Origin of the sequence: Actinomadura logoneensis (assembly GCF_003428695.1) — a bacterium.
Lineage (GTDB): Bacteria > Actinomycetota > Actinomycetes > Streptosporangiales > Streptosporangiaceae > Spirillospora > Spirillospora logoneensis.
The window spans coordinates 1-23,208 of the sequence record NZ_QURH01001046.1 but is presented as its reverse complement, the minus strand read 5'-3'; the positions used below and the strand labels follow the sequence as shown (position 1 = coordinate 23,208).

Sequence of the window (23,208 nt, the reverse complement as noted above, 5' to 3'; positions counted from 1 at the left end):
CTTCGCGGCGCGCGTGGTGGACGGCCGCGGCCGTGGGCGCGGCGGTGGCGGCGGCGGTCGTGCTCCTCGCGCTGGTGTTCGTGCCGGGACCGGGGCGGGAGGAGAGGACGCGTCCGGCCGACCGGGTCGTCTCCCCGGCGTCCACCCCGACGGAGACGCCGCCCGTGCCGTCGCCGAAGCCGCCGCCCGGGAAGCCGAGCGGCCTGCCGTCACCGGCGGCGACCACGCCCGCGTCCGGAGGGCCGCCCCGGACGTCCGGCTCCCCGACCGACAGGGCGGGCCGCGGCTCCGCGACGCGTCCGCCGACGGCCCTCCCGAGCGGACCTCCCGCCAATGGACGGTCGCCCAGCCCGCCCTCGGCGCCGCGGCACGGCCCGACACCGAGCGCCCCCGTCCCGCCTACCCACTGATCAGCGCCGCGCCTCGGCCCGGTCGGAGACGGAAGCGGCTCAGACGGTGCCGAGGCGCAGGCCGGGGAGCATGTGCCAGCCGACCGTCTCCATGATGGTGCGGAGCTGGAGGGGCATCCGGTCCAGGACGAGCGGGCCGGTGCCCGAGCGGCGGGCGGCCACGTCGGCGAGCATGTTCAGCGCGCCGAGGTCGATGAAGCCGAGCCCGGCCAGGTCCAGGTGGATCTCCTCGCCGCGGCTCGCGCCCAGCACCTTGTTCAGCGCCTCGTCCAGCACCGTGTGCCGGGACGCGTCGAGCTCGCCGAGCAGCGACAGTCCCACCGGGTCGAAGGTGCGGACGATCTGCAGCACCGAGTCGGCGAACTCCGGGTTCGGCGTCACGAACGTCGAGTGCGTCGCGGCGAGCGCGGTCCGCGCGTCCGCCGACAGCCGCCGCCGGTCGATCTGGCAGATCGCCGTCACCCGCGTGCTCGGGCACACGGCCCGTTCGATGTGCCGCTCGCAGCGGAGCAACTCGCCGAGGCCGCCGGGGAGGTCGAGCGCGAACGTCATGTCCGCGGTGACCCGGATCGTGGTGTAGTCGCCGTCCTCCGCGCCCGCGATCTCACCCGTGAGCGCCGCCAGCACCGTGCCGGGGTCGAAGCCGCCGTCCGGGCGCCGCGCGTCCGCGAGCGGCACCACCGTCAGCAGCCCGGGACGCGCCCGGACACCGTGCATCCCGGGGACGTCCACGTCGTCCGAACCGGCCAGGTAGATGATCTTGTGGGCGGCCTCCAGCCCGTCCCGGACGAACGAGCCGACCACGTGCCGCTGCTCGTCCTCGCCCGAGTACGCCAGCCACGCGTGGTCGCCGGGCCGCAGCTCACGGACCGGCCTGCGGACCGAGCTGAGGGTCTCCATAACGCCTTCCACCGCGGCCACTTCCGGATGCGTCCAGACTACGACCCGCGAGCCACGTCACGTAGCCGAACCCTCACCCTGTTTTCCCGGTATCTGACGACCGGACGGCTCCGGAACCCCACCGCGCCTCCGGCCCTCCGCGGCGGAAGGGACGCGCCTTGCGTGCTCGGCGGCCCATGCACGCGTCCCGTTCACTCGGCGGCCCATGCCCGCGCCGTGTTTCGCTCAGCGGCTCACGCGCATCCGGACGAACGTGCCGTCCCAGCCCGCGCGCACATCGACCAGGTCGACCAGCAGCCGGACCGTCCACAGCCCGAACCCGCTGTCCAGCGCCGTCTGCGGCGGGACGAACCCGGTCAGCGGGCTGAAGTCGCGCCAGTAGCCGTTGTCGCCGACCTCGCAGACCAGGTCCGCGCCGTCCGTCCACAACCGGACCCCGACCGGCGGGACGCCGTGCCGCAGCGCGTTCGCCGCGACCTCGTTCACGGCCGTGACCAGGTTCTGCGCGTTCCGTCCGGACACCCCGTGCCGGTCGGCCCGCTCGCCGACCCACTGCCGCAGCTCGTGCAGGTCGTGCCCGGTCACCGGTAGGTACTCCGACTCCGGCGGCGTCGGGAACTCCCGGGCGCGGTCGACGTCGGCGGAGAACTCCCTCGGCGGGGTGAACCGCCGGCTCTCGACGTGGACGCCGTCCCGCACCAGCCAGGGGTGCGTCCGCCGCGCGTACTCCAGGATCTGCTCCGGCAGCACGGACGTGTCGTACGGGCACAGCGCCGACGCCCGCGTGCCCTGGAACACCTCGTTGATCAGCGACTCGTACCGCGCCCACTCCATCGTCTCGCGGGGCGTCCACTCCTCGCGCCACACCGGCTCGGCCAGCGCGTGCACGCTGCGCGGGTTCTTCGCCTTCACCAGCTCCAGGTAGCTGCGCAGCGTCCGCACGGGATGCTCGTAGAAGGTCTCGGCCGCGACGAACGCCCCCTCCGGGGCCTCCGGGAAGAATTCGCGCAGCGGCTCCAGCCGCTGCTGCGCCACGACGACCACGACCTCGCGGTCGGGGTCCTCCAGGCCCTCCCGGACGAACGGGACGGCCGTGTCCAGGAAGTCGGGCATCCCGTCGAACAGGAAGGCGCGGTGCTCCAGCGCCCTCGCCCCGGCGGCGGCCGGCGGGGCGGGCGGGGGGGACGCGGTCATCGGGCGGCACCTCCCGTCCGGGCGCCGGGCCTCAGCCGCGGCAGCCGGTTCCAGCCGACCATCGTGATGACGTTCTCCACGTCCGGACGCAGGTGGTCGAGGTACAGCGCGCCGCCCCGGGGCAGCTCGGCGGCGTGCTGCGCCAGCAGGTTCAGGCCGCCGATGTCGATGAAGTCGAGCTCCGCGACGTCCAGGTGGATGTCGCCGCGGCGGCTCGCCATCGCCCGCAGCAGGTGCTCCGACACGTGCGAGTGCCGCGACGCGTCCAGCTCGCCCCGCAGTTTCAGGCCGAACGGACCGTAGATCCGCCGGATCGTCAGAATGCCGTCGTCGAACTCGGCGTCCACCCGCATCAGCACCTCGTGCGAATCGCGCAGCGCGCCGAACTGGGCCGTCCCGCACCGGCGCACGTCGACCTGGCAGACGCCCATCGCCATCGTGCTCGGCGAGATCGCCCGGTCGACGCGGTCCTCGCAGCTCAGCATCGCCTCGGCCCCGCCCGGCTCGGTGAGCAGCCAGGTGGAGTCCATCGTCACCCGGACGGCCCGGTACCCCTCGCCGAACGCCGACTCGCGCTCCCGGTCCAGCGTGTCGGCGAGCTTGGCGGGCTCGAACGCGCCCGCCCGGCTGAGGCACGCCTCCCGCCGCGACAGCAGCCGGAGCTGGCGCGAGGACTTCAGCCTCGCCAGGTCGAGGGAGCAGCGCTCCAGGCCCGGCAGCGACTCGGCCGGCTGGTCGGTGATGTAGACGACCTTCTCCTCGGTCGCCAGCCCGGCCCGCACGAAGGGGCCCACGACCCGGTCGCGCTCCTCGGCGTCGACGTAGCCGAGCAACCCGTGGTCGCCCGGACGTACCTCACTGACGGGACGTTCGTCGAACCAGGGGATGTTCTCCATGGCCTGCCCATCCAGGTTGTCTCGGACCCGCCCAGCCTACGCCCGGCGAAAGGAAAAGAAAGCCCTTCGCACAAGCTCCCTCACACTGAGTTGACGGGCAAGTTGATCGGCGGGACGGCCGGCACGCCCGGGACCTGCAGCCTCAGCCGCACCGTCGTCCCGTCCCGGCCCGTCCGGATCTGGACGAGCGAGCACAGCAGCCGCACCGCCCACAACCCGAACCGTCCCGCGCCGCCCGCGGGCTTGGGCGGGATGAGCCCGAACCCGGTGCGCTCGGTCCAGTGGCCGCGGTCGGTCACCTCGCACACCAGCTCGCCCGGCTCCAGCCACAGCCGCAGCGCGATCGGCGGACGGCCGTGCCGCAGCGCGTTCGTCACCACCTCGGTCACCGCGACGAGCAGCCGCTGGAGGTCGTCCTCCGGCAGCGGGGTGCGGCGCGCGAAGTCGGTCACGTAGACGCGGATCCAGTACAGGTCGGGCACGTCGATGGGGAGGTCGAACGCGTCGTCCGGGGCCGGGGGCAGCGGCCCGGAGTCGAGCCGCGCGTTGTAGAGCCACGGGTCCTGGTACCCGGGGTTGGGCAGCGTCGCCCGCCCGCGCGTCGTCTCGGGGTGCGTCTGCCGGGACGCGGCGACCACCCCGGCGGGCAGCGTCCGCGAGTACGCGCACAGCAGGGCGGCCCCGGTGTCCGCGAACGCCGCGTTGGTGATCGCCTCGATCCGCTGCCACTCCGACCGCTCCGCCGGACCGCGCCGCGCCCACGCGGGCTCGCCGAGCACCCGCAGCCGCCGCTTCTGCCACGCGGCCGTCTCGGCGAGCGCCAGGGTGTCGGCGAGGTGGCGGGCCGGATGCGCGTACCACCGGTCCGAGTCGAAGAACTCCACGCCGGCCGCGTCCGCCCCGAGCTTGTCCCGGAGCAGCATGTGCATCGCCAGCGTCGTGACCGCGAGCACCCGGTCACCGCCCTCGATGCCCTCCCGCAGGAACGGCAGGGCGCCGTCCAGCAGGTCGTCCGCGCGGTCGTACGGAAGCACGCGATGGCTGAATGCTTGGCTCACGGTGCCCCACCCGGTCAGTGTCGGCCGCCTCCGCCCGAACGCTCCCGGGGCGGCTTTGCCTTCCACCCTAGGCCCGCCGGCCCTCCGAAGCCGAGGCCCGTTTTCAAACTATGAACGGAGGGGGCGGCCGATGGGCCGCCCCCTCCTCGTCGGGCCGTGGGGCCGGCGAGACTCGAACTCGCACTGTCCAGTTCCTAAGACTGGTGCCTCTGCCTATTGGGCTACGACCCCGGCTTTATCGGTGCTTGAGCCTACCAGCGCAGGTGTCGGTCTGAGCGTGGCAGTTCGGGCGCGGGAAACGCGGATTCTTCCGGCGATTGTCGAGATGGTCGCCGTTGATGTGGTCCACATGCGGGATCAGTGGCCTGCCCTGCCACTTCCGCCGTCTCGCAGGCGGCGCAGAGATGGCGACGCCGCTTTCGGCCGGTGCGCGGCGGGCATGTGCGGGCCCGTCCTGCGACCGGAGGTGTTGTCGCGATGAGAATCTACTCGGGCGTCTTTCGGTTCCAGCGCCTGCCCTTCTTGCGGGCACGTCACCGGAAATACGACGTGTCGATCCCGAAGCGTTTGCGCTGCCTGCTGATATGGGCGTGAGAGCCCGACGCGCCCATCCTTGACCTCCTCCGGGGCGGATGGAGGTCAAGGTGACAACGGGCTACGGCAGAATCACAGGGCGAGGTCGCGGCGGAGGCGTTCGACGTGGCCGGTCGCCTTCACGTTGTAGTACGCCTGCTCGATCTTGCCCTCGGGGGAGATGACGAAGGTGGACCGGATGACGCCGACGACGGTCTTGCCGTACAGCTTCTTCTCGCCGTAGGCGCCGTAGGCCCGCAGCACCTCGGTCTCCGGGTCGGAGAGGAGGGGGAAGGTCAGGCCCTCCTTCTCGCGGAAGCGGGCGAGCTTCTCCGGCTTGTCGGGGGAGATGCCGACGACGGTGGTGCCCGCGGCCTCGAGGTCGGGGAGACTGCCCTGGAAGTCCACGGACTCCTTGGTGCAGCCGGGGGTCATCGCGGCCGGGTAGAAATAGAGGACCACCCGCCGGCCGCGCAGGGACGCCAGCGACACCGGCTTCCCGTCGGCGTCGGGAAGCTCGAACTCCGGCGCGTCATCGCCTGGCTGCAAACGCTCGGACACCTGTTCCGCCTTTCGCTCGGGACGCTCGCCTCCAACCTACCGGCTGGGGTGCCGCGGGCGTTTCCGCCGTGGACCTGCAAGACTGTTCGGATCATGCGACTTCGGCGGCAGAGACGATAGGACGAGGGCATGGCTGACAGGTCCAGCGACCCCCAGGCGCTGCAGCGGGAGATCGAGCGGTCCCGGCAGGAGCTCGCGCGCACCATCGACGAGCTCGCGGACCGGGTCAACCCGAGGAACGTGGCGCAGCGGGGCGCGGAGCGGCTGAAGGAGGAGGCCGAGCAGGTCCGGCGGACGGTCGACGCGGCCATCCGGGTGCCGGACGAGGACGGGCGGCCCGGTCCGATCGACCCCCGGCTGGTGATGGCCGGGGTCGGCGTGGTGGTCGGGATGACCGTGTTCGCGATGATGCGGCGGCGCTCCAGGAAGCGGCGAAGCCGCGTCTGACCTGCGTGGAGGCGCCGGTTCGTCCGCAGGGACGGATCGGCGCCTTCGGCTTCCCCGAGGACCGGCGCGGACCCTGGCGCGGACGGGGCGTGGCGGGCTCGGCAGGCGACGGACGACACAGGCCGGTGCGGGGACTACCTCAGGGTGGGTTCGGCGCGGGTGACCGAGTCGGGGCCGCGCCCGATCTCCGCCTCCGGGATGTGCGGGACGACGAAGGCGTACTGCGCCAGGTCGGCGGCGGGGACCTCGCCGGACTCGCCGAACGCGGCGATCTCGCCCCAGCAGGGCGCGCCGAGCGAGCCGGAGCGGTGCCGGACGGACAGGCCCGCGACCAGGTTGGCGAACTGGAGCCGCTGCCGGAGCGGCCACCGCTTGAGGGTGGCGAACACGAACCCGGCGGCGAACACGTCCCCGGCGCCGGTCGGGTCGAGGGCGCGGACGGGCAGCGCGGGCGCGGCGGCGCGCTCGCCGCCGGACGCCGCGATGGCCCCGAGCGAGCCGAGCTTCACCACCACCGTCCCGACGCGGCGGGAGAGCACGTCGAGCGCGGCCTCCGGCGAGGACGTGCGGGTGTAGGCCATGGCCTCGACGGCGTTGGGCAGGAAGACGTCCACGTCGTCCAGGCGGTCCAGGACGTGGCCCGCCCAGGTCTCGGTCGGGTCCCAGCCGAGATCCGCGAAGACCAGCGAGCCTGCGGCGCGCGCCGCGAGCGCCCAGTCGGGGACGGGACGGTCGATGTCGACGAAGCAGGTGCGCGCGGACGGCGGCGAGGCGACCAGGGAGTCGGCGGACAGGTCGAGCGGGCGGGTGTAGGTGACCATGCTGCGGTCGGCGTCGGTGGCGAGGGACACGGTCACCGGGGTGTGCCAGCCGGGGACGCGCCGCGAGTACGCCAGGTCGACCGACTCCTGCTCGGCGAGCGTCCGCCAGAGGTAGGCGCCGAACATGTCGTCGCCGAACGCGGCGGCGAGGCCGGTGCGCAGCCCGAGGCGGCTCATCGCGACCGCGATGTTGGCGATGCCGCCGGGGGCGGATCCGAGCCCGTCGGTGACCAGCTCGGTGCCGGGCGGCGGCAGTCCGGGGAGCCCGGTGAAGATCATGTCCATGAAGACCTGGCCGGTCAGGAACACGTCCAGTTCTCCGCCGGAGGTCCCGACGCCGGGCCCCCGTTCGCCGCACGGGTCGGGCGCGCCGGCGGTCACGCGAGGTCCGGGGCGGTGGTGTGGAAGCGGGCGACGACGGCGGCCCGCGCGGCCTGCTCGGCGGCGCGGGTGTGGACCGGGGAGTCGTGCCGCAGCGCCCAGTGCGGGCCCTCCACGGTGGTGCGCTCCATGTCGGCGAGGCGGACGACCGGCTCGCCGAGGACGGTGAAGTCAGCGACGGTGACGTTCGTCCGGATGGTCCCCTGGTAGGCGCGGATGTCGCCGTCGCGCCGCCGGTACTTCACCAGGGGCGTGATGGAGAGGTCGCCGGTCTCGGCGCGTTCGACCGCGTCGCCGTAGGACGCGAGCAGGTCGAGGCGGCGCCGGTTGCCGGCGGTGAGCTTGTCGAGGGCCGTCCCGCGGTCGCCTTCCTGGACTCGCACGTGGACGGACAGGCGGGCGATCTCGGGCGGCGCCTCCAGCACCGCCTCGCCGCGCACGCTGATCACCGGGGCGTGGCTCATACCGGCCAACCTAACCGGTGCGGGTCCGCCGTCGCCCGCGTCCCGCGCCACCCGGTCCGCGCGGTCGCGCGGAGTGGGCGGCGCCGGACGCGCGGGCGGCGGGGGAGCCTCGGCAGGGGGAGGCCGGGAGTCAGAGGAAGGTCTTGCCCTCGCCGCGGTAGGTGGGGACGGTGGCGACGATCCGGTCGCCCTCGATGAGGTGGAGTTCGGCGAAGCGCTCGCACAGCTCGCCGGCCTTGGTGTGCCGGAACCAGACGCGGTCGCCGACCGACAGCAGGTCGGCGGCCTCGCCGTGCAGCGGCGTCTGCACCTCGCCCGCGCCCTCCAGGGAGTTGTAGGACAGGCCGGTCGGCAGGTACGGGCGGGGCAGCCGCAGGCCGTCGGCGGTGCCGGAGGCCAGGTAGCCGCCGCCGAGGCAGGTGACGACGCCCGGTCCGGGGCGCCGCACCACCGGCAGCGCGAACAGCGCGGCGGGGCGGCCCCGGAAGTTGGAGTAGTAGTCGAACAGGTGCGGCTGGTAGAGCCCCGATCCGGCGGCGACCTCGGTGACGGCCTTCTCCCGGACGGTGTTCTCGACGCTGCCCGTCCCGCCGCCGTTGACGAACTCCAGGTCGGCGAGGTCGCGGACGGCCCGGACGATCGCGGCGCGGCGGCGGGCGAGCTCCAGCCGGGACCGCTTCTGCATGGCCCTGATCACCCGGGACCTGGCGGCCTGCCCGGGGACCTGGTCGCCGACGCCCGCGATCTGGCCCTCGTAGGCCATCAGCCCGACGAGCTGGAGGCCCGGCCGCTTGACGACGGTCTCGGCGAAGTCGCGGACCTGGTCGGGGGTGTGCAGCGGGGAACGGCGCGGGCCGATCTGGAGCATTCCGTGCAGCAGCCGGTAGGACGCGTCCACGTCGACGCAGACGCGGATGCGGCGTCCGGCGGAGTGGGTCTCGATGAGGTCCAGGTGCTCGGCGCAGTCGACCATGAGCGTGATGGCGGAGGCGGCGCGCTCGTCGGCGGCCAGCTCGCGCAGCGCGGCGCGGTCGGCGGTCGGGTAGGCGACGAGGATGTCGTCGCTGACGCCCTCGCGGGCGAGCCAGAGGGCTTCGGGGAGGGTGAACGCCATGATCCCGGCGAACCCGTCCATGGCGAGGACCTCGTCCAGGACGGCCCGGCACCGCACCGACTTGCTGGCGACCCGGATCGGCTTCCCGGCGGCCCGCCGGACCAGGTCCGCCGCGTTGGCGCGCAGCGCCGTCAGGTCGACGATCGCGAGGGGGGCGTCCAGATCGGCCGTGGCGGCGTCGTAGCGGTCCCGGAGGTTCATGGCCTTACAGTGCCATAAAACGGTCAAATATGAAACCGCTTCATGTATTCATGATCATTTCCAGTATTTCATGATCGGCCGTGCTCGGCGAAGAAGTCCCACAGCATCGCCGCCGCGCCCTTCGGCCACGCGTGCCCGCCGCCGACCACCCGGCACACCGCGAGCGACACCCCGTCCTTCGCGCTGGACGAGCACCGGAGGTTCCCGGTCTGCGCGGCCAGCGTGGTCGCCTTCGGCTCGGGCAGGCCGTCGTGCCGGCGCCAGGCGTCCACGGCGAACGAAAGAGGAGGATACGGGCGGTCGTCGTTGATGTCGCGCCGTCCGCCGCCGTCCACCGGCACGTTGCGGTCGGCCGTCCCGTGGAAGATGAGCGCCGACACCGGACGGGACGGATCACACCCGGTCACCAGCGCGCCCTCCACGACCCCGATCGCGGCGACCTTGTCGGCCGCCTCGCAGCCCATCCGGTACGCCATTCCGGCGCCGTTGGAGAACCCGGTCACGAACACCCGCTTCGGGTCGCTCAGCCCGGCCGCGTTCAGCCGGTCGATGAGCTTGGTCAGGAAGCCGACGTCGTCGATGTGCCCGATCTTGGCCGGACCGCAGCAGTCGCCCGCGTTCCAGGTCGTCATGAAGCCGTCCGGGTAGGCGACCAGGAACCCCTTGTCGTCCGCGATGGAGTCGAACCCGGACAGCGACTGCATCCGCGCCATGGTCGCGAGGCCGCCGTGCAGCGCGATGACGAGGGGCAGCGGCTTGTCCGGCTTGCCGTCCTTCCAGTCGCGGTGGGCGAGCGCCGGCGGGACGTGCAGGAGGAACTCGCGGTGGCCGGGCGTCCCGACGTCGAGCTTGTGCTTGGTCGTGCCGGAGGCGGTCGGGAAGCCGTCCACCTCGCGCGGCACGGCCGTGGTCGCGCGCCTGCCGGACGAGCCCCCGCCCTTCCCTTGATCGCCGTCGCACCCGGCGAGCGCTCCGGCGGCCAACACGAGCAGAGCGGCGAGGACGATCACCACATTCCGGCGCATACCGCCGAACCTAACCACCACCCCGACGACGAAACCACCGGCGACCGGCAGGCGCGGCGGGCGGTGTGCGGCGGCGCCGTCCGGTCGGGCAGGATTCCGGAACGTCCGGTATCGGCGGAGGAGAGGCGTGCGGTGGCTCGATCTGGCGGGGACGGCCTCGGCCTCGACTGGTGGCTGGAGGACGCCGAGCGCTGGGAGCTGCTGCGGTTCGAGGCCGTCCACGACGAGGAGGGGCTGCCGTCCGACGCCTGCCGGCGGGAGCGCCGCGACGTCCTGGAAGCACTCGTCGCCGTCCCGGGACCGGTGGACCACGACTTCGCGCGGTTCCTGCTGGAGCAGGAGATTCTGCTGCACCGTCACGCGTGGGGTTTCAGCCGGTGGCTGGAGATCGCGGCGCTGCTGGTCGCGGAGCATGGGCGGCCGGAGGACGTCTGGCTTCTGTGGCGTGCGATCGGCACGAGTTTCGACACCTGGTGCGGGCTGCCGCACCGGCTGCTGCTGTCCGCGGGCGGGACGGGGAGCACCGTCGCCCATGTCGCCGCCTCCGGTCGTGAGGAGCGCGACGGCCTGCTGGAACACCTCGGCGAGATGGACGAGATGACCGGTGAGGAGGCCGCCGCGTTCGTCGCGGAGCGTCGCCGGTACTACGCCGACGGCCCGCTCCGGCCTGGCGAGGACGAGTAGGGCCGCTGCGCGGGGGCGCTTCAGGGGCGGGGCGGGAGGGCTTCGATGGCGCGCCGGGCCCTGCTCGTCGCGTCCTTCTCGTCCAGGCGCAGGGCGATGTTGGTGGCGTTCAGGATCGCGTCGATCTGGAAGGCGGTCAGGTCGGCGTCCAGGGGAGCGGTCTCGCCCGCGTCCACCGCGTGGCGGAGTTCGGCGGAGATGACCGACAGCCAGTCGCGGCGCTGGCGGGCCAGGGCGTCGCGGACGGGGCCGGGGCGGCTGTCGAACTCGGGCAGGTTCGCTGACCAGAAGCAGCCGCCGGTGAACAGCGGCCTCTCCGCGTAGGCGATCCAGTTCTCGACGATGGCGCGGAGTCGCGCGAGGCCGGGAGCGGCGGTCCGGGCGGGGTGCACGACCGCGTCGAGGAACAGGTCGCGGGCCGCCTCGACCGTGGCGAGGTGCAGGTTCTCCTTCGTCCGGAAGAGGGTCTGGATGCCGCTCTTGCTCAGGTCGAGGTCGCTCGCCAAGCGGCCGAGGCTGAGCCCGTTGAGGCCTTCGGCCGACGCGACGTCCACCGCGTGCCGGGTGACCGCGCGGCGCGAGCGGGCGCCGCGCAGCAGCCGCCCGTCCGTGACGGCGGGGCGCGAGGAGGTCGTGTCGTCGGTCATCGCCCCCATCGTGGCATACGCCTTTACATTTACGTACGGTCGTACGTATTGTTTCGTCCCGCCGGTCTTCCGGGTGTCGCCGACGAGAGGACGTCCCATGGACAGCGACCGCATGGTCGAGCTGGCGCAGGCGCTGGCCGCGGCCAAAAGCCGCCAGGACGTGCCAGCGGCCCTGGAGCTGATGCATCCGGGGATGGTCCTGGAGACGCCCGCCTTCGGGACCACGGCGCGCGGCCATGAGGAGAACGGAAAGGTGCTGCGCCGGTTCTTCGCCGCATTCCCGGACTACGAGGTCGAGCTCCAGGGGCACGCCGCGAACCCGGACACGCTGGTCTGCTGGGGGACGGTCAGGATGACGATGACCGGCGACAGGTTCGGTGTGACACCGCGAGGCGGACGCGCCGAACTTCCGGTGTTCATCCAGTTCGGTTTCGCGGACGACCTGATCGCCAGCGAACGGTTCTTCTTCGACCTGTCGGAGCTGTGCGCCCAGTCGGGCGTCTCGACCGACGCCGTCCGGCGCACGCTGTTCGGCGCCTCCTGACCCCCGAACCACGAGAGGTGACGCGTCATGCCCACGGACCCGCGGGTGAGGGACGTCGGTGAGATCCGGACGGAGTTCCTCTTCGACATCGTGGTCGACCTTGAACCGCCTCTGGACTTCGGCGCCGCGGGACCGGCCCGGCGGCGCATCCTGTTCGGCGCGGCCGGTGGGACGTTCGAGGGACCGGAACTGCGTGGCGAGGTGCTGCCGGGCGGCGGCGACTGGGCGCTGTTCCGTCCCGACGGCACCATGCTCCTCGACGTCCGGCTCTCGCTGCGCACGGACGACGGGGCGCTTCTCAACCTGACCTACGGCGGTCGCTTCACGACGCCTCCGGAACTGCGTTCCGCGATGGCGGATCCGGCCCGGCGCCACCTGGTCGACCCGTCCCGCTACTACTTCAGGACGAACCCGCTGTTCGAGACGGGATCCGAACGCCACGCATGGCTGAACGACATCGTGTGCGTGGGGACGGGTTACCTGGTCGAGGGCGGGATCGCCTACCGGATCTCCCGGGTGGTGTGAGCGAGCGCCACCCTGACGTGCGGTCCAGGGCGGCGGCATCACTCATCGCGCGTAGCGGGAGGTCCGGCGGGTCGTCGCCCCCAGGACGACCCGCCGGACGAAGCGTGCGCCTCAGCCCGCGACGGTGGCCGTGGTGGTCACGGTTCCGGCGGGGGACAGGACCCACTTGGCGGAGATCTTGACCTGGGTGCCCGGCGGCACCGACTCGTCCACCCCGATGCCGAAGTTCGCGCCCGCGGAGTTGGCCGGGATCTCGACCCTCGCCGGGACCTTGATTCCGGGGGTGTCGCTGGTGAGCTCGATGACGGCCCCGAACGGGTGCCAGTTGTTGCCCAGGCCGATGGAGCCGATGTTGGGGAAGCCGCCGCGCTTGAGCTCGCGCGTGACGCCGACCGTGTAGTTCTTCGGCGCGAACAGCACCGCCGCGCCCGCGGGCGGGTGCCCCAGGTCGGCGTCGATGTCGGTGACGCCGATCGGCCAGATCGGGACGCCGGGGTAGTCGATGGTGAAGGTGGCCTCCCGGCTTCCGGCCGGGACGACCACGTAGCGCGGGATCTTCGGCTCGGGGCTGTCGGGGAGCCCGGAGCGGTGATTGAGGCGCAGGTCAACGGCGGTGCCGCCGACCTTGGCCGGGGCGGACAGCCGGACGGTCGCGGTCGCCTTCGTCCCGGCGACGACGGCGTGCGCGTCGCCCGGGGCGTTCACGTCGAGCCGTTCCACGGTCTGGTCGCGCCAGTCGGGCGGGACGACCGTGACCTGGGTGGTGGCCTCCGACGAGGTCGTCCGGGCGACGAGCGGGACGGTCGTGGTGGACGAGTACGCCTCCAGCCGGATCGGGAAGCTGACGCTGGTCTGCCCCGCCGGGACCCGGACCACGTCACCGGGGACGGAGAAGGGGTAGTTGAGGTCGCTGCGCCCGACGCTGATCACCTCGACGCCGAGCCCGCCGACGGGGGCGGGCGCGTCCAGCCGGATCGTCTGGACGGCCTCGTCGCCGCCGGTGATCGTGGCCGGCGAGACGCTGGTCGAGGCGATCCGCGGCGTCGTGTCGGCGTGGGCGGGCAGGGCGGTGAGGGCGGGGAGTCCGGCGATGAGGGCGGCGGCGGCCAGGCCGAGCCGCCGCCGGGTGCGCGTCGTGGTCATGGGCTCAGTAAATGATCATCCCGGCCGGGGGGACAGCGCGGCGGCGATCCCGTTCGAACTCCGTAAGGTTTGCCGACGCGGCGAGTGACGCGGCGAGATTGACGACACTCCGCCCGTCCGTGACCGCGAAGACCTTCCCACCTGACGGCGGGGTGGGACGAACACCATCGAACGCCCCTTCAACGGACGCCTCCGCTTTCCTACCGTTCTGGTGCATGACGCGGATGATCGGGTTGTGCGGGGGCGTGGCGCTGATGAGCGCGACGATGGCGGTCGCGAGCACGGCGAGTTCCCTGGTCGCGGGGGACCGCATGGGGACGGGCTGGGGCGCGGTGCCGCCGACGGCGGACGTGGTCGGGACGGGCGTGGGCGCGATCCTGCTGACCCGCCTGTTCCGGCGCCACGACCGGCGGACGGTGCTGGGCGCCGGCTACGCGGTCGCGGCGTTCAGCGGGGCGCTCGGCGCGGTCGCGGCCGTCCGGGGGAACGTGCCGCTGCTGACGCTGGCGATGCTGCTGCTCGGGCTCGGGAACGCCGCCGCGCAGCTCTCGCGGTACGCGGCGGCGGAGCTGTACCCGCCGGGACGGCGCGGGTTCGCGATCGGGCTCGTGGTGTGGTCGGCGGCGGCCGGGGCGGTCGGCGGGCCGCTGCTGCTCGGCCCGTCCGGACGCCTGGCGGGCACGCTCGGCCTGACCGTGCTCGCCGGTCCGTTCGTGTTCGCCGCCGTCACGGCCGGGATCGCCGCCCTGGCGATGGGCGGCCGGCGGCTCGGCGTGGACGACGCGGCGCCGGGCCTTCCGCTGCGGACGCTGTTCGCGCTGCCGTCCGCGCGGACGGCCCTGCCGGTGATGGTGGTGGCGCAGGTCGTCATGTTCGGCGTGATGACGGCGGCGCCGGTCGACATGCACATGCACGGGGACGGGCTCGCCGCCGTCGGGGAGACGCTGGCCGCCCACACGCTGGGGATGTTCGCGCTGTCGCCGGTCACCGGGCGCGCGGTGGACCGCTTCGGCGGCTGGGCCGTCACGCGCGCCGGGCTGGCCGTCCTGGTGGTGTCGACCGCGCTCGCGGGGGTCTTCCCGGACGCGCGCATGGCGACGCTCTTCCTGCTCGGCTACGGCTGGAACCTGTGCTTCGTGGGAGGCAGCGCCGTCCTCGCCGTGGGGGCGCCCCCGGCGGAGAGCGCGCGCCTGGAGGGCGCGGTCGATGCGACGGTGTGGTCGCTCGCGGCCGTCGCTTCGCTGCTTTCCACGGTCGTCCTCGCGCACGCGGGCGCGAGCGCGCTGGCCTTCGGGGCGAGCGCGCTGGCGCTGCTCGTCCTGGCCGGTCAGCAGGCGGTGCGCAGGCCCGCGAGCGCGGCGAGCCGCTGATGGGACTCCAGGCGCGCGGCGCGGTCGTAGGTGCTGGTGTGGACGAGGAACTCGTCGGCGCGCGTGCGCGTGAGGAGCCGGTTCAGTTCGTCCGCGACCTGCTCCTCGGTGCCGTGGACGTGGCCGCGCATGGAGTCGTCGAAGATGCGGCGCTGCCTGTCGGTCATCGTCAGTTCCTCGACGCGTGAGGCCGGGATGAGCGGCGGGAACTCGCCGTGCGTCCGGGAATATGCGTTGGCCCACGCCTCCGGGACGAGCATCCGGCGGGCCTCCTCCGCGGTGTCGGCTATGGCGACCGTCCCGGAGACGACGACGTACGGCTCGGCCTCCTGCGCGGACGGACGGAACGCCTCCCGGTACCGGTCGATCGCGGCGACCATGGCGTCCTCGCCTCGCGCGGGCGCGATGACGAGCGGGAGGCCGAGCTGGGCGGCGAGGTCCGCGCCCTGCCCGGTGGCCAGCACGAACGCGGGGACGCGCAGCCCTTCGGCGGGCCACGCGTGGACACCGGGATGGACGTCCTGCTCGCCGCTGAAGTAGCCGAGGAGCTCGTGCACCTGGGCGGCGAAGTCGGCGGCGTCCTCGTGGTCGTGGCCGAGGGCGCGCCGGACGCCGCCGGTGAACCCGACGGACCGTCCGAGTCCCATGTCGATGCGGCCGGGGTGGAGGGACGCGAGCACGCCGAACTGCTCGGCGACCACGAGCGGGCGGTGGTTGGGCAGCATCACCCCGCCCGTCCCCACGCGCACGCGCGAGGTCGCCGCCGCGACCGCCGCCGCCAGGACGGTCGGCGCGGACCCGGCCACGCCCGGCACGCTGTGGTGCTCGGCCACCCAGAACCGGTGGAAGCCCAGCTCCTCGGCCTGCCGGGCGAACGCGACGGTGTCGCGGACCGCCCGCGCGGGCTCCTCGCCGGCGCGGGTGCGGGACCGGTCCAGGACCGACCAGCGGATGCTTCGCAGTGGATCGCTCACCTCCAGCACAACGCGCGGCGCGCCGGGGCATTCCGGTATTTGACTCCGAGGTACAGAACTGCTTGGGTGAGGGACGTGGGCAGACCGAAGCAGTTCGATCCGGACGTCGCCGTCGAGCGGGCGGTGGACGTCTTCTGGCGCAAGGGCTACGGCGCGACGACGCCGCAGGACCTCGTCGTCGCGCTCGGCATCGGCAAGGGCAGCCTCTACCACGCGTTCGGCAGCAAGCACGCGCTGTTCGAGCGGGCGCTGGAGCGCTACCGCGACGACCAGGCGGCCGGGCTGATCGAGCTGCTCCGGCGTCCCGTCCCGGTGAAGGAGAGGCTGCGGACGGCCCTGGAGTTCCTGGTCGAGGCCAACGTCCGCGACCCGCGCGGCTGCATGGTCGTGAACACCGCGGCCGAGCTGGGCGGGGGCGCCGATCCCGAGGTGGGATCGGTGGTGCGCGACCAGTTCGGGCGCACCGCGTCGGCGTTCCGGGGGGCCGTCGAGGAGGGGCAGCGGTCCGGGGAGATCGATCCCGGGCGCGACCCCGGGACGGTCGCCGCGATGATCCTCAGCACGCTGCTCGGGCTCCAGGTCCTCGCCCGCTCGGGCGAGGGGAGGGAACGGCTCGACCAGGTGGTCGAAGGTCTGCTCGACTCCCTCTAGCACCACCGAGGCCGGCGCTCCGACGCGCCGGCCTCTCTTCCGGCCCTGTTGTGTACCCCCAGGTCAAGAAAGGTGTCCTCATGGACCTCGCACTGTCCGGCAAGACCGCCGTCGTCACCGGGGCGAGCCGCGGCATCGGCCTCGCCACCGTCCGCGCCCTGGTCGCCGAGGGCGTCACCGTCGCCGGGGCCGCCCGGACGGCCACCGCCGAGCTGAAGGAGACCGGCGCCGTCCCGATCCAGGTCGACCTGTCCACCGACGCGGGGGCGCGCGAGCTGGCCGACCGCGCCGCCGCCGAGCTCGGCGGGGTCGACCTGCTCGTCAACAACGTCGGCGGCGGCGACACCGTCGAACTGCGCGGCTTCGCCGAGGTGACCGACGAGGAGTGGCAGGCCAACCTCGACATGACGCTGCTCAGCGCCGTCCGGGTGACCCGCGCGATCATCCCCGGCCTCGCCGAGCGGCGCGGCGCCATCGTCAACGTGTCGTCCATCGGCGCGCGGCTGCCCGCCGGCGGCCCGGTCGCCTACAACGTCGCCAAGGCCGGCCTCACCGCGCTCGGCAAGGCCCTCGCCGAGGAGTACGGGCCCCGCGGCGTCCGGGTGAACACGGTGTCGCCCGGGCCCGTCCGCACCGCCATCTGGGAGGCGCCGGACAACTTCGGCGCCCGCCTCGCCGAGGGTCTCGGCGTCACCCACGAGGAGTTCCTGGCCAAGGTGCCGGAGGTCATGGGCATGACCACCGGGCGCCTCACCGAGCCGGAGGAGGTCGCCGCCCTGATCACCTTCCTGCTGTCGGACGTCGCGGCCAGCGTCACCGGCTCCGACCACCTCATCGACGGCGGCGTGGTCAAGACCGCCTGACCGGAGGAGGAGACGCCCGGGTCAGTCGGGATTGGTGACGCGGGCGAGGACGATCCCGCCGATGATCAGCGCCAGGGCGGCCAGCCGTCCGGCGCTGACCGGGTCGCGCTGGAAGGCGATGCCGAGGGCGATCGCGCCCACCGCCCCGATGCCGGTGAAGACCGCGTAGGCGGTCCCGACCGGCAGACCGCGCATGGCCAGCGACAGCAGGAAGATCGACGCCGCGCCGAGCACGAAGCACGCCAGCGTGGGCCAGGGCCGGGTGAAGTTCTCGGTCGGCCGGATGCTCTGCGAGAACGCGATCTCCACCAGTCCGGCCAGCCCGAGCAGCAGCCAGTTCACCTCAGTAGTCCTTGGCGAGGGTGCGGGCGGTGTCGAGCGCGGCGGCGAGGGACGCGTCGTGCTCGGGGCGCAGCGCGGCCAGCGCGGGGTCGAGGCGGGCGTTGACCAGCTCGGCGTGGACGAACACGGTGTCGGCCACGCCGAAGTGCCCCTGGAAGAAGTCGCGCAGGTAGCGCTCCTGGTGGTCGAACGGCTCCTTGGGCGTTCCCGGGCCGTACGCGCCGCCGCGCGCGGACGCCACGACGAACCGGCGCGGGGCGAGCGAGACGCGCGGGAACGTCACCTGGTCGAGCCAGGCCTTGAGAGCGGAGGGGACCGAGTAGTTGTACATCGGCGTCGCGATGAGGACGACATCGGCGGCGAGCAGTTCGTCCAGCAGCGGTCGCACGATCGCCCACGCCTCGCGCTGCGCGGGGGTGCGGGCGGTCTCGTGCAGCCGCGCGGGGTCGGAGATCTGGTCCCGCAGCGCGTTGTCGCACAGCTCCGTCCACGCCTCGGTGATGTGGGGGACGGGATCGGCGGCGAGGTCGCGCAGCACGTAGGGGTCGTCCGGGTGGGCCTCCCGCCAGGCGGTGGCGAAGACGTCGCCCACGCGGCGGCTGAACGAGTCGCGGCGGGCGCTGGCGGTGAGGTGCAGCAACGAGGGCACAGGGGGCTCCTTTAGTAAGTGGACGCTCTGTCCACTTAGGACTGTAGGCAATAAGCGGACACCTTGTCCAGTTTCTTCGGCGTGGGCTAGGGTCACGGCCATGAACCTGCTCCCCGACCAGCCGGAACGCCCCCGCGAGCGCGCGGACGCCGCCCGCAACCGGGCGCGCGTTCTCCAGGCCGCCGCCGCGCTGTTCGCCTCCCGCGACCCCCGCACGGTCACCATGGACGACGTCGCCAAGGCGGCCGGCGTCGGCCGAGGCACCCTCTACCGGCGCTTCCCGGACGTCGCGTCCATCGCCCGCGCCCTGCTCGACGAGCACGAGCGTGCCCTGCAGGAGAAGCTGCTGCGCGGCGAACCCCCGCTCGGCCCCGGCGCACCTCCCGCCGAACGGCTGGCCGCCTTCTACGCCGCGATGGTCGGACTCCTCGACGCGCACATCGCCCTCGTGCTCGGCGCGGAGACCGGACGCCGCCGCTTCGAGACCGGCGCCTACGGCTTCTGGCGCGCCCACGTCCGATCCCTCGCGGCCGAACACGCCGCGAGCACCGAGGCCGGCACCGCGACGAGCACCGAGGCGCGCACCGAGGCGCGCACCGAGGCGCGCACCGAGGCGCGCACCGAGCCGCGCACCGAGGCGCGCACCGAGAGGGGCGCTGCTTCGGACGCGCTGGCGGACGTGCTGTTGGCTCCCCTGGCGCCGGAGCTGTTCGAGCGGCTACGCGCCGACGGCCGCACGACCGCCGAGATCACCGAAACGCTGACCCGCCTGGCCCACCGCGTCCTCGGCTGACCGGGGCGCCGCCGATCATGGCTGCCGTGCCTGCCGGGAGCGGTCGGGGGTGGGTCAGTGGGCGGGGGTGGTGGTTCGCAGGGTCTCCAGGGTGGCGTCCAGGAAGGCCCGGATGCGGGCGGTCTCGGCGGCGGTGCGCCAGACCAGGGCGACGTCGCTGGGCGGGGCGTCCTCGATCGGGACGTAGGCGACGGCCTCGTAGGCGTAGGCGCAGCAGACCGACCGCGGCACCGGGGCGATGCCCTCGCCGGACGCGACGAGCGTCATCATCTCCTGCAGGGTCTCGGCGGGCCGCTCGCGCCGGACGGCGAGGCCCGACGGCGTGACCGGCGGGATCTGGGCGTCCCACCAGTAGGACGGCGCGGGGCCGCGGGCGCTGAACGAGACGTCGCGGGCCAGGTCGTCCATGCGGACGGAGTCGCGGCGCGCGAACGGGTGGTCGGACGCGACGGCCAGCATCCGCGGCTCGGACAGCACGACCGGCCCGACGGTCAGGTCGGGTTCGGCGACCGGCAGGCGGGTGAGCAGGAGGTCCACGGTGCCGTCGCGCAGGGCGCCGAACGGGTCGCCGAGGTGGACCTCGCGCATCCGCACCTCGGTGCCCGGGTGCCCGGAGCGGAAGGCGGCGATGACGCGCGGGGTCAGCTCGCCCTGGGACGCGCCGAGGAACCCGATCGTGAGGGTGCCCGCGACGCCGCGCGCGTAGGCGACCGCGTCGGCCTCGGCGCGTCCGACGGCGGCCCAGGCCGGGGCGAGGTCGTCGTGCAGCTGCTTGCCGACCGGTGTGGGGACGACGCGGCGGCTCGTCCGCTCGAACAGGGGCGCGCCGATGCGCCGTTCCAGCTTCCTCAGGGTCTGCGACACGGCCGCCTGGGAGAGCCGCAGGCGTTCGGCGGTGCGGCCGAAGTGCAACTCGTCCGCGAGGGCCAGGAAGACCTCGATCTCCTGCCGCTCCATATGCCCCACCTCCGTCGATAAGTCCGCATGATAGATCGTTCGCGGAATCGGCGTTGTTCCTGGTCGGTGCGGCGGCGAAGGTGGACGCATGACGAACGGAACGATCAACGCGAACACCACGACCATCACCCTCGGCGGCGACCTGACCGTCCGCCGGATCGGGCTCGGCACGATGCGCCTCGCCGACGGCCCCGACCGTCCCGCCGATCCGACCGCCGCGCCGATCTGGACGCCGCCCGCCGACCGCGCCGCCGCGCTCGCGCTGCTCAGGGAGGCCGTCGAGCTGGGCGTCCAGCTCATCGACACCGCCGACGCGTACGCGCTGGGCGGCGGCGAGGAACTGGTCGGCGAGGCGCTGCACCCGTACCGCGAGGACGTCGTGGTCGCGACGAAGGTCGGGGTGGCGCGCCCGTCGGCGGCGGAGTGGGTGCCGCTCGGCCACCCCGTCTACCTGCGGCAGCAGGCGGAGCTGAGCCTGCGGCGGCTGCGCACCGACCGGATCGACCTGCTCCAGTTGCACCGGGTCGACCCGGCCGTCCCGCTGGAGGACCAGATCGGCGCGCTGAAGCAGCTCCAGGACGAGGGCAAGGTGCGGCACATCGGACTGTCGGAGGTGACCGTCGAGCAGCTCGAGGCGGCCCGCGCGGTCGCGCCGATCGCGTCCGTCCAGAACATGTACAACCTCGCCGCGCGCGACCACGAGCCGGTCGTGGACCACGCCGAGCGCCACGGCATCGCGTTCCTGCCGTTCTTCCCGGTCGCGATGGGCGCGCACGCCGCTCCCGGAGGGGCGGTCGCGGAGGTCGCCGCGGAGATCGGCGCGACTCCGGCGCAGACCGCGCTGGCCTGGCTGCTGCGTCGCTCCCCGGCGATGCTGCCGATCCCGGGCACGACGTCCGCCGCGCACGTCGCCGAGAACCTCGCCGCGCTCGACCTGGAGCTGACCGCCGACCAGGCCGCCCGCCTCGACGCCGTCGCCGGTTAGGACGTGCCGAGCAGCGGACCGATCAGTTCCAGCAGGCGGGACGGTTCGAGCGCGCCGCCCAGGGCCTCGATCTCGCCGGGGGAGAGCCACGCCATCCCGAGGAAGGTGGCGTTCTCCTCCGGCGAGAAGGCGGTCGGACGGACGTCCGGGGTGCCGTCGAAGCGGGCCAGGAAGAACGACTCGGTCTTGACGTACCGGGTGCCGAGCCACAGGAAGTCGCGTTCGAGGGGGAACGCCGCGTTCCGGACGGACGACCCCGGCAGGCCGGTCTCCTCGTGCAGCTCGCGCCGCGCGGCCTCGAGGTCGGACTCGCCGGGCTCCACACCGCCGCCGGGCGGCTCCCAGAACCGGCGGTCGTCGTGCGGGCTCCGCCAGCGCATCAGCAGGATGCGGCCCTTGCCGTCCACACAGATGATCCGCACGGCCGGACGCGCTATCCAGCCTTCAGGCCCGTCGCTCTCCACGCGATGCCCTCCTCGCCGACTCCCGCTCCGCCCATGATGACGCCGGAGTGCCGGAGGTGGGCCGTCGCGGCCGGAATCAGCCGTCGCGCTGCCGGACCGGGTGGTCCGCTCGGATCCTCCCGGTACGACCTTGTTGCCCCGGAACAGGGCCACGACGTGGGGGAACGTCAGCGCTGAAGGGGCGGCGCGCGTAAGCTCGGAGGCTCATTCCGGACGTCCCACCGCGGCGAAAGTGAAGTCATGACCCAGCAAGATCAGCGCGAGTTCGTCCTCACGCTCTCCTGTCCGGACCGTCCGGGCATCGTGGCCGCCGTCTCGGGGGCGCTGGCCGAGCGCGGCTGCAACATCCTGGAGAGCCAGCAGTTCGGCGAGCGCGACACCGCGACGTTCTTCATGCGCGTGCAGTTCAGCGTGCCCGCCGACCCGGGTGCCGGTCCGGGTGCCGACCGGGGCGCCGACGCCGACGGGCTCCGCGCGCGGTTCGCGGCGCTCGGCACCGAGCTCGGCCTCGACTGGCGGCTGTACGACACGGCCGAGCGCCCGCGCGTGCTGATCATGGTGTCGAAGTTCGGGCACTGCCTGAACGACCTGCTGTACCGGCAGCGGTCCGGGCTGCTGGACGTGGACATCGTCGCCGTCGCGTCCAACCACCCGGACATGCGGCCGCTCACCCAGTCGTACGGGATCGACTACCACCACCTGCCGGTGGAGCGCGGCGGCAAGGCGGCGCAGGAGGCGGAGATCCTGACGCTGGTCGAGCACTACCGCGCCGACCTGGTCGTCCTCGCCCGGTACATGCAGATCCTCTCCGACGACTTCTGCGCGAAGCTGCCCGGCCGGATCATCAACATCCACCACTCGTTCCTGCCGAGCTTCAAGGGCGCCAAGCCCTACCACCAGGCGCACGCCCGCGGCGTCAAGCTGATCGGCGCGACCGCGCACTACGTGACGCCCGCCCTGGACGAGGGGCCGATCATCGAGCAGGAGGTCGCGCGCGTCGACCACGCCCACAGCGCCGAGGAACTGGTCGCCGTGGGCCGCGACGTCGAATGCCTGGCGCTCGCCCGCGCCGTCCGGTGGCACGCCGAGCACCGCATCCTCCTCAACGGCGACCGCACGATCGTCTTCCGCTAGACGCCCGCGTCGCCCCTGGCGTGACCCCGCCCGCGCCCCTGACCTCGGACAACGGGGTCGGGCGTTCGCGGCATGGCGGGTTTCACTCCGGGTTACTTTGTCTCACCATGGGTAGCGGCAAGGCGGTCGGGTCCGGTTCCGCGTGGGGGTGAGATGGGCGAGACGCTGGTGGAGGACCTCATCGAGGAGGCGCACGCCCGGGAGCAGGCCCGCAGGACCGCGCTGGCCGAGTTCCGGCCGCGCCGGACCGCGCTGCTCGCCGGGACGGGGCTGCTGCTGGTGCTCGCCGGCGGCTGCGTCGCGCTCCAGGTGCTGTCCGCGATGGCGGGGACGCCGGTCCGCGTCGTCCCGGAGGGGCCGGTGGCGGACGCGCTGCGCCGCCTCGCGTGGCACGACCGGCCCGTGGTGGCGGTCGCGGCGGGGGCCGCGGTCGCCGGG

Annotated in this window: 27 protein-coding genes, 1 tRNA gene and 1 pseudogene; 11 read left to right on the top strand and 18 right to left on the bottom strand. The window is 73.4% G+C overall.

Annotated elements, in window-relative coordinates; translation table 11 throughout:
• From DZF91_RS37640 to bcp, 7 genes are all read right to left on the bottom strand, one after another.
• Positions 1-334, bottom strand: a 334-nt coding sequence (locus DZF91_RS37640) for a hypothetical protein (RefSeq protein ID WP_117361795.1), incomplete at its 3' end; no start/stop codon positions are given.
• 115 nt (positions 335-449) lie between these two features.
• On the bottom strand, positions 450-1,310 hold the full coding sequence (locus tag DZF91_RS37635) for an MEDS domain-containing protein (protein ID WP_117361794.1): 861 nt from the start codon (positions 1,308-1,310) through the stop codon (positions 450-452).
• 225 nt (positions 1,311-1,535) lie between these two features.
• A complete protein-coding gene (locus DZF91_RS37630) occupies positions 1,536-2,504 on the bottom strand; it encodes a sensor histidine kinase (protein ID WP_117361793.1) in 969 nt (322 codons plus the stop codon).
• Positions 2,501-3,400, bottom strand: a complete 900-nt coding sequence (locus DZF91_RS37625) for an MEDS domain-containing protein (RefSeq protein WP_117361792.1) — start codon at positions 3,398-3,400, stop codon at positions 2,501-2,503. The genes DZF91_RS37630 and DZF91_RS37625 overlap by 4 nt, the downstream gene beginning before the upstream one ends.
• A gap of 80 nt (positions 3,401-3,480) precedes the next feature.
• Positions 3,481-4,458, bottom strand: a complete 978-nt coding sequence (locus tag DZF91_RS37620) for a sensor histidine kinase (RefSeq protein ID WP_117361791.1) — start codon at positions 4,456-4,458, stop codon at positions 3,481-3,483.
• Positions 4,459-4,615: 157 nt separating this feature from the next.
• Positions 4,616-4,689: transfer RNA gene (locus DZF91_RS37615), tRNA-Leu, on the bottom strand.
• 435 nt (positions 4,690-5,124) lie between these two features.
• Positions 5,125-5,592 (bottom strand): thioredoxin-dependent thiol peroxidase, encoded by a 468-nt coding sequence (gene bcp / locus DZF91_RS37610; RefSeq protein ID WP_117361790.1) that lies wholly within the window; start codon positions 5,590-5,592, stop codon positions 5,125-5,127.
• Positions 5,593-5,721: 129 nt separating this feature from the next.
• Between bcp and DZF91_RS37605 the strand changes: the two genes are divergently transcribed.
• Positions 5,722-6,039, top strand: a complete 318-nt coding sequence (locus DZF91_RS37605; RefSeq protein WP_117361789.1) for a DUF3618 domain-containing protein — start codon at positions 5,722-5,724, stop codon at positions 6,037-6,039.
• 134 nt (positions 6,040-6,173) lie between these two features.
• On the opposite strand, the gene DZF91_RS37600 is transcribed toward DZF91_RS37605, so the two are convergent.
• The 4 genes from DZF91_RS37600 to DZF91_RS37585 form a co-directional block, all read right to left on the bottom strand.
• A complete protein-coding gene (locus DZF91_RS37600; RefSeq protein WP_235834846.1) occupies positions 6,174-7,241 on the bottom strand; it encodes a carbohydrate kinase family protein in 1,068 nt (355 codons plus the stop codon).
• Complete coding sequence (locus DZF91_RS37595) at positions 7,238-7,705, bottom strand: SIMPL domain-containing protein (protein ID WP_117361788.1); 468 nt, start codon at positions 7,703-7,705, stop codon at positions 7,238-7,240. The genes DZF91_RS37600 and DZF91_RS37595 overlap by 4 nt, the downstream gene beginning before the upstream one ends.
• 130 nt (positions 7,706-7,835) lie before the next feature.
• Entirely contained in the window at positions 7,836-9,020 is a 1,185-nt protein-coding gene (locus DZF91_RS37590; protein WP_117361787.1) for an amino acid deaminase/aldolase, read from the bottom strand.
• 68 nt (positions 9,021-9,088) lie between these two features.
• A complete protein-coding gene (locus DZF91_RS37585) occupies positions 9,089-10,045 on the bottom strand; it encodes an alpha/beta hydrolase family esterase (RefSeq protein WP_117361786.1) in 957 nt (318 codons plus the stop codon).
• A gap of 132 nt (positions 10,046-10,177) precedes the next feature.
• Here DZF91_RS37585 and DZF91_RS37580 point away from each other — a divergent pair, with 132 nt between their 5' ends.
• Positions 10,178-10,729, top strand: coding sequence for a hypothetical protein (locus tag DZF91_RS37580; RefSeq protein ID WP_117361785.1), 552 nt, complete (start codon positions 10,178-10,180; stop codon positions 10,727-10,729).
• A 20-nt stretch (positions 10,730-10,749) separates the two neighbouring features.
• Here the strand turns inward: DZF91_RS37580 and DZF91_RS37575 are convergent, their stop codons facing one another.
• Entirely contained in the window at positions 10,750-11,376 is a 627-nt protein-coding gene (locus DZF91_RS37575; RefSeq protein WP_117361784.1) for a TetR family transcriptional regulator C-terminal domain-containing protein, read from the bottom strand.
• 97 nt (positions 11,377-11,473) lie between these two features.
• Here DZF91_RS37575 and DZF91_RS37570 point away from each other — a divergent pair, with 97 nt between their 5' ends.
• Entirely contained in the window at positions 11,474-11,920 is a 447-nt protein-coding gene (locus DZF91_RS37570) for an ester cyclase (RefSeq protein WP_199487168.1), read from the top strand.
• A 27-nt stretch (positions 11,921-11,947) separates the two neighbouring features.
• Positions 11,948-12,445 carry a DUF3237 domain-containing protein gene (locus DZF91_RS37565; RefSeq protein ID WP_117361783.1) on the top strand — a complete coding sequence of 166 codons (498 nt, stop codon included), beginning with the start codon at positions 11,948-11,950 and terminating at the stop codon, positions 12,443-12,445.
• Positions 12,446-12,556: 111 nt separating this feature from the next.
• On the opposite strand, the gene DZF91_RS37560 is transcribed toward DZF91_RS37565, so the two are convergent.
• Positions 12,557-13,588, bottom strand: coding sequence for a hypothetical protein (locus DZF91_RS37560; protein WP_117361782.1), 1,032 nt, complete (start codon positions 13,586-13,588; stop codon positions 12,557-12,559).
• Positions 13,589-13,803: 215 nt separating this feature from the next.
• Here DZF91_RS37560 and DZF91_RS37555 point away from each other — a divergent pair, with 215 nt between their 5' ends.
• A complete protein-coding gene (locus DZF91_RS37555; RefSeq protein ID WP_158588141.1) occupies positions 13,804-14,958 on the top strand; it encodes an MFS transporter in 1,155 nt (384 codons plus the stop codon).
• Here DZF91_RS37555 and DZF91_RS37550 read toward each other — a convergent pair.
• Positions 14,916-15,932: an LLM class flavin-dependent oxidoreductase gene (locus DZF91_RS37550; RefSeq protein WP_117361798.1), complete on the bottom strand. Its 1,017-nt coding sequence runs from the start codon at positions 15,930-15,932 to the stop codon at positions 14,916-14,918. The two genes, DZF91_RS37555 and DZF91_RS37550, sit on opposite strands and share 43 nt — an antisense overlap.
• Before the next feature lie 75 nt (positions 15,933-16,007).
• On the opposite strand from DZF91_RS37550, the gene DZF91_RS37545 reads away from it, so the two are divergent.
• Positions 16,008-16,583 carry a TetR/AcrR family transcriptional regulator gene (locus DZF91_RS37545; protein ID WP_117361780.1) on the top strand — a complete coding sequence of 192 codons (576 nt, stop codon included), beginning with the start codon at positions 16,008-16,010 and terminating at the stop codon, positions 16,581-16,583.
• 80 nt (positions 16,584-16,663) lie between these two features.
• On the top strand, positions 16,664-17,446 hold the full coding sequence (locus tag DZF91_RS37540) for an oxidoreductase (RefSeq protein WP_117361779.1): 783 nt from the start codon (positions 16,664-16,666) through the stop codon (positions 17,444-17,446).
• Between the two features lie 21 nt (positions 17,447-17,467).
• Here DZF91_RS37540 and DZF91_RS37535 read toward each other — a convergent pair whose 3' ends face one another.
• Positions 17,468-17,788, bottom strand: a complete 321-nt coding sequence (locus tag DZF91_RS37535; protein WP_117361778.1) for a DMT family transporter — start codon at positions 17,786-17,788, stop codon at positions 17,468-17,470.
• A gap of 1 nt (position 17,789) precedes the next feature.
• Complete coding sequence (locus DZF91_RS37530) at positions 17,790-18,437, bottom strand: FMN-dependent NADH-azoreductase (protein ID WP_199487167.1); 648 nt, start codon at positions 18,435-18,437, stop codon at positions 17,790-17,792.
• 100 nt (positions 18,438-18,537) lie between these two features.
• On the opposite strand from DZF91_RS37530, the gene DZF91_RS37525 reads away from it, so the two are divergent.
• Complete coding sequence (locus tag DZF91_RS37525) at positions 18,538-19,230, top strand: TetR/AcrR family transcriptional regulator (RefSeq protein WP_117361776.1); 693 nt, start codon at positions 18,538-18,540, stop codon at positions 19,228-19,230.
• Positions 19,231-19,284: 54 nt separating this feature from the next.
• Here DZF91_RS37525 and DZF91_RS37520 read toward each other — a convergent pair whose 3' ends face one another.
• Complete coding sequence (locus DZF91_RS37520) at positions 19,285-20,187, bottom strand: LysR family transcriptional regulator (RefSeq protein ID WP_199487166.1); 903 nt, start codon at positions 20,185-20,187, stop codon at positions 19,285-19,287.
• 88 nt (positions 20,188-20,275) lie between these two features.
• On the opposite strand from DZF91_RS37520, the gene DZF91_RS37515 reads away from it, so the two are divergent.
• Entirely contained in the window at positions 20,276-21,172 is an 897-nt protein-coding gene (locus DZF91_RS37515) for an aldo/keto reductase (RefSeq protein WP_117361775.1), read from the top strand.
• Here DZF91_RS37515 and DZF91_RS37510 read toward each other — a convergent pair.
• Entirely contained in the window at positions 21,169-21,636 is a 468-nt protein-coding gene (locus tag DZF91_RS37510; RefSeq protein WP_147341565.1) for an NUDIX hydrolase, read from the bottom strand. The genes DZF91_RS37515 and DZF91_RS37510 overlap by 4 nt on opposite strands.
• Positions 21,637-21,876: 240 nt before the next feature.
• On the opposite strand from DZF91_RS37510, the gene purU reads away from it, so the two are divergent.
• Both purU and DZF91_RS37500 read left to right on the top strand, forming a co-directional pair.
• Positions 21,877-22,770: a formyltetrahydrofolate deformylase gene (gene purU / locus DZF91_RS37505; protein WP_117361774.1), complete on the top strand. Its 894-nt coding sequence runs from the start codon at positions 21,877-21,879 to the stop codon at positions 22,768-22,770.
• Between the two features lie 153 nt (positions 22,771-22,923).
• Positions 22,924-23,208 (top strand): annotated as a pseudogene (locus tag DZF91_RS37500) (hypothetical protein); the annotation flags it as partial.